The sequence below is a fragment of the Candidatus Arcticimaribacter forsetii genome (genome assembly GCF_910589745.1).
GTDB classification, from domain to species: domain Bacteria; phylum Bacteroidota; class Bacteroidia; order Flavobacteriales; family Flavobacteriaceae; genus Arcticimaribacter; species Arcticimaribacter forsetii.
The window spans coordinates 1-12,235 of the sequence record NZ_OU342399.1 but is presented as its reverse complement, the minus strand read 5'-3'; the positions used below and the strand labels follow the sequence as shown (position 1 = coordinate 12,235).

The 12,235-nt window shown below is 34.8% G+C and carries 9 protein-coding genes; 3 read left to right on the top strand and 6 right to left on the bottom strand.

Features of this window, described 5'->3' with window-relative positions:
• Window positions 1-2 precede the first annotated feature (2 nt).
• Genes NG655_RS00045 through NG655_RS00030 form a run of 4 tightly spaced genes read right to left on the bottom strand, consistent with a single transcriptional unit; the run spans window position 3 to window position 6,614 of the window.
• Complete coding sequence (locus NG655_RS00045) at window positions 3-3,449, bottom strand: efflux RND transporter permease subunit (RefSeq protein ID WP_252157302.1); 3,447 nt, start codon at window positions 3,447-3,449, stop codon at window positions 3-5.
• Between the two features lie 20 nt (window positions 3,450-3,469).
• The gene (locus NG655_RS00040; RefSeq protein WP_252157301.1) at window positions 3,470-4,633 is read right to left on the bottom strand and encodes an efflux RND transporter periplasmic adaptor subunit; all 1,164 of its coding nucleotides are present in this window, start codon (window positions 4,631-4,633) and stop codon (window positions 3,470-3,472) included.
• A gap of 8 nt (window positions 4,634-4,641) precedes the next feature.
• Complete coding sequence (locus NG655_RS00035) at window positions 4,642-5,979, bottom strand: TolC family protein (protein ID WP_252157300.1); 1,338 nt, start codon at window positions 5,977-5,979, stop codon at window positions 4,642-4,644.
• Between the two features lie 5 nt (window positions 5,980-5,984).
• Window positions 5,985-6,614 (bottom strand): TetR/AcrR family transcriptional regulator, encoded by a 630-nt coding sequence (locus NG655_RS00030; RefSeq protein WP_252157299.1) that lies wholly within the window; start codon window positions 6,612-6,614, stop codon window positions 5,985-5,987.
• Between the two features lie 92 nt (window positions 6,615-6,706).
• Here NG655_RS00030 and NG655_RS00025 point away from each other — a divergent pair, with 92 nt between their 5' ends.
• Window positions 6,707-7,675: a polyprenyl synthetase family protein gene (locus NG655_RS00025; protein ID WP_336511169.1), complete on the top strand. Its 969-nt coding sequence runs from the start codon at window positions 6,707-6,709 to the stop codon at window positions 7,673-7,675.
• On the opposite strand, the gene NG655_RS00020 is transcribed toward NG655_RS00025, so the two are convergent.
• The gene (locus NG655_RS00020) at window positions 7,672-8,823 is read right to left on the bottom strand and encodes a lycopene cyclase family protein (RefSeq protein WP_252157298.1); all 1,152 of its coding nucleotides are present in this window, start codon (window positions 8,821-8,823) and stop codon (window positions 7,672-7,674) included. The two genes, NG655_RS00025 and NG655_RS00020, sit on opposite strands and share 4 nt — an antisense overlap.
• Window positions 8,824-8,919: 96 nt before the next feature.
• On the opposite strand from NG655_RS00020, the gene NG655_RS00015 reads away from it, so the two are divergent.
• Window positions 8,920-9,735: a ZIP family metal transporter gene (locus tag NG655_RS00015; RefSeq protein ID WP_252157297.1), complete on the top strand. Its 816-nt coding sequence runs from the start codon at window positions 8,920-8,922 to the stop codon at window positions 9,733-9,735.
• Between the two features lie 2 nt (window positions 9,736-9,737).
• On the opposite strand, the gene thiL is transcribed toward NG655_RS00015, so the two are convergent.
• A complete protein-coding gene (thiL, locus tag NG655_RS00010; RefSeq protein WP_252157296.1) occupies window positions 9,738-10,787 on the bottom strand; it encodes a thiamine-phosphate kinase in 1,050 nt (349 codons plus the stop codon).
• A gap of 94 nt (window positions 10,788-10,881) precedes the next feature.
• On the opposite strand from thiL, the gene NG655_RS00005 reads away from it, so the two are divergent.
• A complete protein-coding gene (locus tag NG655_RS00005; protein WP_252157295.1) occupies window positions 10,882-12,123 on the top strand; it encodes a choice-of-anchor B family protein in 1,242 nt (413 codons plus the stop codon).
• Window positions 12,124-12,235 lie beyond the last annotated feature (112 nt).

Here is a 12,235-nt window from a genome sequence, read left to right as displayed (position 1 = left end):
CTTTATGAGTCACGAAGGGCTTTAATCTTTAATTTTAATCGATATACCAAGTAAAAGCAGGCTGGAACAATAACTAAAGTTAAGAAAGTTGCAAATGTCAAACCAAAAATAACAGTCCATGCTAAAGGTCCCCAGAAAATCACATTGTCTCCTCCAACATAAATATTAGGATTCCAATTGATAACCAAAGAAGTAAAATCAATGTTAAGCCCTGTTGCTAATGGAATCAATCCTAATATGGTTGTGATTGCAGTTAAAAGTACAGGTCGTAAACGAGCAGTACCTCCTAGAACAATAGCTTCTCTAGCTTCTAGTCTCGGAAGCATTTGATCGAAAGGAATCCCTAATTCTTCTTTTTTACGAGCAATAAGAAGTTGCGTATAATCAATTAAAACTACCCCGTTATTTACAACAATTCCAGAGAGTGAAATAATCCCCATCATGGTCATCATGATTACAAAAGGCATTCCAAACAAGCTAATTCCATATAAAACTCCAGTAAAGCTTAAGAAAATTGAAAGCAAAATAATGAGGGGATTTGAGATGGAATTGAATTGAAGTACCAGTAAGAAAACAATTAATCCAAGCGCAGTTGCAAGTGCACCTAAAAGGAAACTCATATTTGCCTCTTGCTCTGCAACTTCTCCAGTAAACTGATAATCGACATCGTTAGGGAAACCGTCAAAACCAGCAATACTTTCTTTTACGTGATCCACTACCTCGTTAGCATTATATCCAGCTAGTACAGCAGAATAAACAGTTACTACACGGCGTAATTCTTTGTGTTTAATTGCACTAAAAGAAAGAGAATTATCGATGTCAACAACAGCACTAATGGGTACTTTTTTTATTTTCCCAGAAGCTTGATCACGAAACACAATGTACTGATCTAAAAGCGCTGAAGTACTTTTCCTGTAAGATTCATCAAATCGTACATTGATGTCATAATCTTCTCCATCTTTTTTGAAAATACCTGATTTTTCTCCAAAAAGAGATCGTCTCATTTGCTGACCAATTTGGCCTCCCGAAACTCCAAGACCACCAGCTTTTTTACGATCGATGTGAACCGCAAGACCTGGCTTACTTTTATTTACATCAATTTTAATTTCTTCTACACCTAAAATATTTTCTTTTCCTAGGTAAGATTTTAATTGCTCTGCAATGGCAATAAGTTCGTCATAATCTTCTCCTTTAATTTCAATATTAACTGGATATCCTACCGGTGGACCAGCCCCTTCCTTTTCTACAGAAATTGAAAGTCCAGCATATTTATTCTGGAGTTTAGCTTGGATTTCTTTTCTTAAATTTTCGCTTGAAAGACCTTGTCTAAGCTTAAACTCAGACATGGTTAATGTAATTTTTGCTTTATGAGGCATGTCTTGATCTCCACCCTTGTCTGTTTCTGGGTTTTGAGCACCAGCCCCTACCATAGAAACATTAGAGTCGATCATGAAATTATTCCCATTTTCCATGTATTTGTCTTGAGAAATAACTTCAAATATTTCTGCTTCAATTAACTTGGCTGCAGCGTTTGTTTTTTCAATGGAAGTTCCTTCTGGATATTCCATATAAACGAATATTTGCTGCGGTTGGTTCTCTGGGAAAAACTCAACTTTCGGAGATGCAATTCCAAGGATGATGAAAGACGAAAAAAGAAGCGCAATCGTTGAAAATAAAAATATGTAAGGCTTACTTCCTGTAAGGGCAAACCTCAGTACTTTGGTATATCTTTTTTCGAGATTTACTAGAATTACATTTTGAAAATAGACGGCCCATTTTTTGATAAAAAATTTATAAGCCCAGAATAGGAGGGTTGTGAAAACCATAAGTGTTCCAAGACCTCGAATTGTTCCACTGTTGAACAATAAAAGAACCCCAAGTCCACCTAATATAAAGGTCAATCTCCACAAGCTTTTCTGACTAATTTCTCGGTCTTCAATTTCCATGAATTTTGAAACTAACATGGAATTAAAAAAGATCGCAACGATCAAAGAGGATCCTAAAACTATAGAAAGAGTTATTGGAAAATAGATCATAAACTTACCAATAGTTCCTGGCCAAAATCCTAGAGGAACGAACGCAGCAATTGTGGTTGCAGTTGAAATGATGATAGGATAAGCAATTTCACCAATCCCTTTTTTTGCAGCTTCTATAGCTCCCATTCCTTCTTTTTCCATTAAACGGTATGCGTTTTCGACAACTACAATTCCGTTATCTACTAACATTCCTAGTCCCATAATCAGTCCAAAAAGAACCATAGTGTTGATGGTTTGTCCCAAGAATCCTAAAATCATGAAGGACATGAACATAGACATCGGGATTGCAAACCCTACAAAAAGTGCATTTCTAAACCCTAAAAAGAACATTAAAACTGTAATTACTAGAATCACACCGAAGATGATGTTGTTCGCTAAATCACTTACAATGTTTTTGGTAGTATTTGATTGGTCATTTGAGATGTCTACTTCAATTGTACTCGGAAAATCGTTCTCAATAACTTCATCAACTATTTTTCTAATTTTTTCAACCGAAAGAATTAAGTTTTTACCAGTTCGTTTTTTAACATCAAGCACTAAAGCTGACTCTCTATCTAAACGAGCGTAAGAGTTTTTTTCTTTTTCTTTAAAACTTACAGTAGCTATATCTCCCAGAGACAAAACACCATTTTGAGTTTTAATAACAAAGTCTTCTAATTCTTCAGGCGATTCAATTTCGCCAAGAACGCGGATATTTCTCCTCAAACCGTTACCCTCAATATTACCTGCTGAAACGGTACTGTTCCCTCTAGCAATTGCGTTAATAACGTCATTAAAAGAAACTGTAGCAGCATTCATTTTCATTAAATCAAGGGAAACTTCAACCTCGAAGTCTTGAACTCCTCGGAGTGCAACTTCCTTAATTTCTGACATTTGTTCAATTTTGTCTTGCAGTAATTCCCCGTAGAATTTCATTTCCTCTATTGGAATATCCCCACTTAGTCCGATATTAAGAATAGGCACCTCTTCGGATATGCTAAACTCGAAAGAAGTTGGTTCTACCTTTGCATTATTAAAAGTAGGCCAATCGGCACTAGAAGTAACTGCGTCGATTTTATCTTGAACCTTTATTTTAGCACTTTCTTTGGATATGTTCTCGTCAAACTCGACGGTTATTAAAGAAAAATTTTCTAATGAGGTTGAGGTTATTTTAACCAGGTTAGGAACCCCTTTTAACTCTTCTTCTAAAGGGTCGGTTATTAAGCGTTCCATGTCTTCTGCAGTATTTCCTGGGAAAACAGAACTAACAAAAACCTCATTTGTGTTTATTTCAGGGTAATTTTCTCTAGGCATGTTTAGGTAAGAGGAAACACCTAATAGAAAGAATAAAGAAATTATTACATAAATGACCGTACTGTGGTCTATTGCCCAAGAGGATAGAGAAAACTCTTTTAATTCAGATGATTTTTTCATTGATGTTTTTTATTTGGGTACTAGATGTTTTTTACTAATTGCTGATCTTTTACCAATCGGATACCATCTTCTACGATTTGATCACCCGCTTTAAGTCCTTCAAGAATTTCTACTTTATTATTAGTAGTTGCTCCAAGTTTTACAAAAGTTTTAACGGCCTTGTAAATGTTTCTGGAAGCGTCTTCTAAGACAAGTTTGTACACATAACTTGCTCCATCTTGGTTTTCTAGTATATTTTTAATAGGAACCAAGATTGCATTAGGATTACTGTAGTCATTAACTTCAATTTCAGCAGTCATGTTCGGTTTTAAAGTCCCATTTTTATTATTTATCGAAATTTCTACTCTAAAAGAGCGGTTGTTGGGGTTAATAAAATTACCTACACTGTTTACGGTTTCGTTGTATTCAGCATTAATTACGGGAACATAAATTTTAGCTGAAGTGTTTGTTTTGATATTGGGAAGGTGGATTTCTGGGATTTCAGCACTAACCTTCATTTGGTCCAAGTTTACGATGCGTAAAACAGGAGTCATTCCTGGAGCAAGATTACTACCTTGGTCAGCCACTATATGATCGATTATACCGTCGAAAGGAGCAGTGATTTTTGTTTTAGCAACCTGATCTTTCATTTGGGATACACTTTTTTCAAGGCTCAAATAATTGGTTTGAGCTTGTAAGAATTGAATTTCTGAGCCTATCTTTTGGTTCCAAAGAGCTTCTTGTCTTTTAAAAGTTGTTTTAGCAAGTTTCAATTGTAATTGTAGCTGCTCTAACTGATCGATTAAACCACTGTCAGATATTTCGGCAAGTAAGGTTCCTTTTTTAATTTTTTGTCCTTCTTTAACATGAACATCTTTGAGTAACCCAGGGATTTCAGGGTAGATTAAAATGTTTTTATCACTATCGATAGATCCTTGAAAAGAGACATAATGATTAAAAGATTCTTCTTTAAGTTCAATAGAACCTACAAGAGCAAATTTTTGAGTTTGATCCTTACTTTCAATTACTTCGTTAAGTTGATCCAGTTCTTTTTTTAATTGATTGATTGTTTTAACGTGTGTAGTTTTTAAAACTTGAATTTCTTCTAGAGTTCCCTCAGAGATTATTTCTGCAACGGTTTTTTTGTCTGAAGATCCACATTGGATAAAGAGTAAAAGAGTAAATAGTGCGAATAACTTTTTCATGCTATGTATTATTGAGGGTTTTGATTTATGATTATGTCGAGCGCAGTTTTCTTAGAAACTACTTCGCTCATCGATTGTATGTAGTTTTGTTGTATTGAGTATAATTGAATTTGTGCTTGACGCAACTCAAAGCTTGTAGCTAAACCTTCAAAGAATTTAGTTTTGTTTTTCTTTTCAATTCGTTCGGCAAGGTCCAGTTGATCTTTTACGTTGTAATGATTTTTAATTGCTAGTTGATAATTATTCTTAGCCTCTTCATATGCAACATGAATTTTCCCTTTAGTTTCTATGAAAGAAGTTTTTGCTTGTTCGAGTGTAATTTTTGCCTTTTGTGATTTAGCGGTTCTTCCGAAAGAACTAAACACCGGAATTTGAACTCGTACTCCAAATGCAGCAGATCCAAACCACTTTTGTTCTGGTGCAGTAAAAGTGAATTCATCATTATTCCCCATGTAGGCTCCGTTTATAAAAGCAGTAAGGCTAGGAAGTGATTTTGCTCTTTCCAATCGGTACATGAACTCTTCTGTTGTTATTTTGTTTTCCGCAATTCGTAAATCAATGTTATTTTCATACCCCGGATCTATTGTTTCTAGGGTTATGTTTTCTAGGGTTAAACGCTCTAAGTCGTCTGTAAGTTCCAGCGGATTTTCTAGGGGAATCCCGAGCAATAATTTCATTCCGCTATTGGTTAATTCTCCCATACTTTTGGCATAGTCTAATTGATTATTAAGAGCAGAAAGGGTTAATCTTAGTTGCTCAACACTTTCTTCTTCTCCGAAACCAGATTTAAAAAGATGATGCGCTTCTTCAATATTTTTTGATAAAGCTTCAATGTTACGTTCTAGAATCAAAACATTTTCTTTAGCCGAAATTGCTCCTAAATAAGAGTTTACAATAATTCGCTGTACCTCTAATTGTGTTTTTTCAAGCACATTATCAGCAATCTCAAGAAAATGTTTAATTCCCTGAACTCCAACTACGTAGGTTCCGTCGAACAATAACTGTCTCATTTCTACAGACCCCATGGCGGTTTGTTTAGTACCAAAGGTTACTTCAGAAAATTGTCCAGCTTGTCCACCAAATATTTCAGCAGGTATCAGAGAAACAGGTTGTTCAATGTTATTTTGATAGTTGAGGTTAGCAGAGATTTGAGGAAAACCAATAGACAGAGTTATCCATTTCTGTTTGTATTCTTTCTGACGCTGAAGATTAGCATTTTGCATCGTGCGATTGTTTACAAGACCCCATTCAATAGCTTCTTCTAAAGAAACAGATTTGGGGGTTTCTTGAGCAACAAGGCTCGAAATATTCCAGCTTAAGAGCAGGAAAAAAAATGTTTTTCTCATAATTTTTAAGAGATTGATTTGAATTGGGTTAGTGTTTTGAGTCCTTTTTTTGTTACAATAGCTCGAAGATGATAATCTAAATAATTTTCAAATAGATCTTCAATTTTATATTCTTCAATTGGAAATATTTCAATATCTCTAATTCCGAGCATTCCGTTTAAGTATAATCTAGAAACAAAGTTTACATCAATTTCACTTCTAAAAATTCCAGAATCAATACCGTTTTGCAGACTGCTTTGAACAAACTTTCCTAGATATTGATATTCTTTTTTTCGGAGGTTTTGATATACGTCAGGATAGTATTTTTGTAGCTGATAGTTGGGTGAAGTTTTTTCGTTTCCTAAGTACTTCATCGCTTCCATTTTAACGCAATAAAGTTCCTCTATTGGGTTCTCTGCTTCATTTTTGAACTGAATGATGTCTCCAATAACTTTTTCAAAAATGGTAAAAGTTACTTCTTTTACGAGCTCATATTTATTTTCAAAATGAATGTATAAAGTCTTTTTAGAAATTCCTAAAGAAACCGCAAGGTCATCCATAGTAACACTCTTAAAACCAAGTTGAAGAAAAAGTTTTGAAGCTTTTTCTATAATAACATCTCTCATTTCAGATAAATAGAGTGCAAATGTATGCATGGAAACTTTAAAAACCAAAAAAGTTTCCGAAGTATTTTTTTAAAATAAATAGTGCCATAAAAAAGGTTATTTTTGTAAAAAAATAAATTACTGTGCTTTCACAATATCAAACTGCTTTTCTTAAATATATGGAAGGTCAACTTCCCCAAAAATCACCTTTAAGTTTATACGAACCCGCATCTTATATCATGCAGTTAGGAGGAAAGCGAATACGACCAGTTTTAGCATTATTAGCTGCAGATGCAGTGGATAATTCTTTTGAAAAAGCTCTTCCAGCTGCACTCGCAGTTGAAGTGTTTCATAATTTTAGTTTGGTTCATGACGATATTATGGATGAAGCTCCTTTAAGAAGGGGGAAAGAAACAGTTCATCAAAAATGGGATGCTAATACCGGGATTCTCTCCGGGGATGTAATGTTAGTTTGGGCCTATGAATGCTTAAATTCTTATTCTGGCAACTTATTTAAAGAACTGACCCTACTTTTTAGTGCTACGGCTAGAAAAGTATGTGAAGGACAGCAATATGATATGGATTTCCCAAATCAAGAAGTTGTTTCAAAGCAAGAATACTTAAAAATGATTGAGTATAAGACTGCTGTACTTTTAGGTTGTTCTTTACAAATGGGTGCTCTGGTTGGAGGTTTGTCAAAATCTTCGAGTCAGTCTTTTTATAATTTTGGAATAGAATTAGGATTGGCTTTTCAATTACAAGATGACTATTTAGATGCTTTTGGTAATCCTGAAACCTTTGGTAAGCAAATAGGAGGAGATATTATTGAAAATAAAAAAACCATGCTATATCTCTTGGCGCTCGAAATGAGTGATTCTTCTGATCGGGATATTTTGAAAAAGCATTTTGAATCAACTCCTTCAAATCCTTCAGAGAAAATTGAGCAAGTAAAAAACATATTTCTTAGGTCAGGAGCGGTTGAAGAAATTCAACAAATGATGAAAATGTACACCGAAAAAGCTTTAGTGGAAGTCGAACAATTTTCGATAAATGAGGATAAGAAAAAAGTGTTTAAAGCATTTGCTCTTGAGCTTATGGAACGTAAACTTTAATTGAAAATTCGTTTCCAAAGCGCCCTAATAAAAAGTCCAACTGGAAAACTCAGCATAATTTTAAACTCTTGAAAAAAAGAAGTTTGCTCATCTAAAAACCTAAAAATATGTTCTGATTTATTTTTTTTAAACATCAACGAAAACAAATGATATCCTTTTTCGTTGTGTTTACTCAATACATCTATAAAAAGAAGATCGTAGAACCAAAATCTATTTTTTTGATTCATAGCGTTTAAAGGTTTTTCCTCTTTTAGAAATTCAACTACTTCTTTTGTTTTACGTACAGTTTTTTGAAAAGTAAAACCTGTGCTAGCTTTTGTCCAACCACCAGCAGTTCCAATTCGCATGACGTTAGTTGAGTTTTTTTCCCAGAAAGGATATGCAGTCATTGGAATACTTCCTTGTTCCCGTTCTGTAATCGAAAAATCTCCTGCCTTTTTTTTGTTTAAATAGTTTTTAATTTCCGCTTCATATTCTTCGTTTTTTAAGAGATCTTTAGAAAATAAAGTATATTCAACAAGGGCTTCAGTCTCCGAAAAAGGAAGAACATACATGAACCTTGTGTTTCCTTTTTGAGGTAAGTCAAAATCCATAAACTGTATTGTTTTTGGATCAAAAATAGCCTGCTCTGTTTTCACAAACCACCCAATAAAGTGCTGATTTAAAACGGGAAATTTAGTCGTACTATTTAGATATTCTTTGTCTGGTATGCTCGAAAAAACTTTTGAACCGCTGTAAGTCTTTTCCTCACAGACAACCGCTACAATTCCCCCATGATCGTCAATTGATTTTATTTTGTCATTAACAAAGGTGATGTTTTTCTTTTTCGTTAACTCATTTGTAATTTTAGAATAAAAATCAATCCCGCGAATCATTTTGTATTGGAAGGGGTTTAGATTGATTTCTTTTGAGTATTCAGTAGACTTAAACACTGCTTTTTTCCACCTTTTATGGATTATAGCGTCTAAATCGGATTCTTTTTCTTCCCAAAAACACCAAGTTCTATCATTTGTTTTATTGGAATCCCTTTCTATGATCAATATTTGCTTTCGATTAAAGAACGAATCTTCAGAAAGTTTATGAGCTAACATTAACCCAGAAGCACCGCCCCCACAAATAATATAGTCAAACTGGTTTTCCTTTTCCATAGATTCTCTAAAAATAAAGATTTGAAACGATTCGATTGATAGCTTTCTTACAGTAATTTAACTAAATTTGCAAAAGATTTAAAAAAACGATCCGATATGGAAACTTTAATTTCTTTTTTTGAAAACATCGACCCAGTACTTGGTGCTTTGTATGCAACACTATTTACTTGGGGTTTAACTGCCTTTGGAGCATCTTTTGTTTTCTTTTTTAAGAATATGAATCGTGCTTTTTTAGATGGTATGCTTGGGTTTACAGGAGGAGTAATGGTTGCTGCAAGTTTTTGGAGTTTGCTTGCTCCAGGAATCGAAATGAGTCCAGGGGAAGGTTTTGTAAAAGTAATGCCCGCAGCAATTGGCTTTGGTTTAGGTGCTTTATTTATTTTTGGATTAGATAAAATATTACCTCACATTCATATAAATTTTAAAGAAAGTGAGGGTATAAAAACTCCATGGCACAAAACAACACTTTTGGTCTTGGCAATTACTTTACATAACATTCCCGAAGGTTTAGCTATTGGTGTTCTTTTTGGAGGTGTTGCAGCTGGAATTCCGGAGGCATCTATTGCAGGAGCGGTTGTATTAGCTATTGGAATTGGAATACAGAATTTTCCAGAGGGAATTGCAGTTTCCATGCCATTAAGACGCCTAGGACTGAGTAGATTTAAGAGTTTTTGGTATGGTCAAATGTCTGCAGCAGTAGAGCCCGTGGCAGCAGTTATTGGTGCAGTTGCTGTTACTTTTTTCACCCCTATTCTTCCTTATGCATTAGCTTTCGCAGCTGGTGCAATGATTTTTGTAGTAGTAGAAGAAGTAATACCCGAAACACAGCAAGATAAATTTACAGACATTGCAACCCTTGGTTTCATCGGTGGATTTATTATCATGATGTGCCTTGACGTAGCCTTAGGTTAGTTTTATTCTTCTTTTATTCCGTTCCACCCCTGGGCGGTTAATTCTATTTGTTGCCCCAGTCCAGTTACCATATTATATCCAGAAGTTTCATCGGTCATATGACCTATTATGCTTAAATGAGGATGTCCTTTTACTTTTTCAAAATCACTTTGCTCTATGGTAAACAATAATTCGTAATCTTCTCCACCATTAAGTGCAGCAGTAGTATTATTGATCTTAAACTCCTCACATGTTTTTACAACTTCAGGGTCAATAGGAAGCTTATCCTCATATATTTGACATCCTAATTTAGACGCTTTAGATATATGTATTAACTCTGAAGAAAGCCCATCACTGACGTCAATCATTGAAGTGGGTTGAACATCTAGGTCATTAAGTAAAGCCTTTATGTCTGTTCTAGATTCTGGTTTTAATTGTCTTTCAATACAGTAACTGTATTCAGACAAATCGGGTTGAGATTGCGGGTTTACTTGGAATACAGCTTTTTCTCGTTCTAAAACCTGAAGCCCCATATAGGCGCCACCAAGATCACCAGTTACAACGATTAAATTTCCTTCTTTCGCTCCACTTCTCGTGGCTATTTCTTTTTTTGGAGCCTTACCAATTGCAGTTACCGAAATTATTAAGCCTTTTGTAGAACTTGTTGTATCTCCACCGATTAGGTCTACTTTATAATTTTTACAAGCTAAATTGATTCCAGCATAGAGCTCTTCAACTGCTTCTAGTGGAAAACGGTTCGATAAAGCAATAGAAACTGTAATTTGTGTTGCAATGCCATTCATCGCGTAAATGTCCGAAAGGTTAACCATTACCGCTTTATAACCTAAATGTTTAAGTGGCATATAACTTAAATCGAAATGAACCCCTTCAATCAATAAATCAGTGGAAACAAGAGTTTCGTCGGAACCGTGTTGAATTACTGCAGCATCGTCTCCAATTCCTACTTGCGTTGAGGAATCATTGATTTTAAATTCTTTAGTGATTGTATGAATCAGTTCAAATTCACCCAGGTTAGCAATAGGTGTTTTAGGGATGTTTTTATCTTCTAGCATTTTGCAAAAATAAGAGGTTTCTCCAAATAAACCCTAAGATTTTGGCAGGGTTATTGGATAGTTTATCTTTAGAGTCCAATACACTAAAATTTTTATGAAATTTAAAATCAATATATTTTTGATTTCTGTTTTATTCCTTTGGGGATGTTCTAATGAAATAGAAAGAATACCTTACGTGCCATCTGAGCCAACATTGTTAATTCCCCCCAGCGGTTTTGTTCCGTGCGAGGGAGGGCAAGCAGGGGTTTATCCTTGTTCTGGTTATGACCTCCAAGCTGTAGTTTCTCTAGGTACTTTTGAAGCTGAATCTGGAAATGATAGTTGGGGATGGACTGATCCACTTACTGGGAAGGAATATGTACTGATGGGTCTCAACAACGGGACTGCATTTGTTGATGTTACTACCCCTGATCAACCGATTTATTTGGGTAAATTAAGTACGGCTACAAATCCGAGTACCTGGAGGGATATTAAAGTTTATAGAAATCATGCTTTTATTGTTAGCGAGGCAGCTAATCATGGGATGCAAGTATTTGACTTAACCCGTTTAAGAGCGGTTCCTTCCAAGCAAAATTTTACTGCAGACGCTCGGTTTACTGGTTTTGGAAATGCACATAACATTGCGATAAACGAATCTACTGGAATTGCTTATGTTATTGGAAGTAGTTTGTATGAAGGTGGACCTGCTTTTATTGATATTAATGATCCTTTAAACCCAACTTTAGTAGGCGGATTTTCTGAGGAGTCCTACACACATGATGCTCATATTGTTACGTATAACGGCCCTGATTTAGATTATACAGGACGTGAGATTTTATTTGGCAGCAATAGTGATGGAGGAGATAATAATCAGGTAGTTATTGTAGATGTAACAGATAAGTCTAATCCAACATTAATTTCTAATATGACCTACAGCAATGGGGGGTATACTCACCAAGGTTGGCTTGCTCAAGATCATAGGTTTTATTATTTGGGAGATGAGCTAGATGAAATTAATTTTGGTGGGCAAACCAAGACTTTAGTTTTTGATTTAGAGGATTTAGATAATCCTGTTTTACATCACACCTATCTTGGCCCTACCCAAGCGATCGATCATAACGTTTACAGCAAAAACAATTCTTTATTTATTTCAAATTATACCGCTGGCTTTAGAGAAGCTAACATCCAAAATGTAGCTAATGGAGTGATGGAAGAAATTGGCTTTTTTGATTCATACCCTTCAAATAACGGAGTTAATTTTAATGGAGTTTGGAATGTTTATCCTTTTTTTGAAAGTGGTGTAATTGTAATAAGCGATATAAATTCTGGACTTTTTCTGGTAAAAGCAAGCGAATAGTTTTATGCGATATTTATTAATTCTTATTGTGCTTATTTTTTTCAGCTGTGAAAATAAAGTAGTCTTTCTTGAAGAGACTTCTTCATTTCAAGGAGCGCTCTCATGGGTAAAA

Excerpts from the sequence above, each read along its gene's own strand:
- NG655_RS00040 (WP_252157301.1), bottom strand. The coding sequence starts at position 4,633 with ATGAAAAAGTTATTCGCACTATTTACTCTTTTACTCTTTATCCAATGT.
- NG655_RS00030 (WP_252157299.1), bottom strand. The coding sequence starts at position 6,614 with ATGCATACATTTGCACTCTATTTATCTGAAATGAGAGATGTTATTATA.
- NG655_RS00035 (WP_252157300.1), bottom strand. The coding sequence starts at position 5,979 with ATGAGAAAAACATTTTTTTTCCTGCTCTTAAGCTGGAATATTTCGAGC.
- NG655_RS00020 (WP_252157298.1), bottom strand. The coding sequence starts at position 8,823 with ATGGAAAAGGAAAACCAGTTTGACTATATTATTTGTGGGGGCGGTGCT.
- NG655_RS00005 (WP_252157295.1), top strand. The coding sequence starts at position 10,882 with ATGAAATTTAAAATCAATATATTTTTGATTTCTGTTTTATTCCTTTGG.
- thiL (WP_252157296.1), bottom strand. The coding sequence starts at position 10,787 with ATGCTAGAAGATAAAAACATCCCTAAAACACCTATTGCTAACCTGGGT.
- NG655_RS00045 (WP_252157302.1), bottom strand. The coding sequence starts at position 3,449 with ATGAAAAAATCATCTGAATTAAAAGAGTTTTCTCTATCCTCTTGGGCA.
- NG655_RS00015 (WP_252157297.1), top strand. The coding sequence starts at position 8,920 with ATGGAAACTTTAATTTCTTTTTTTGAAAACATCGACCCAGTACTTGGT.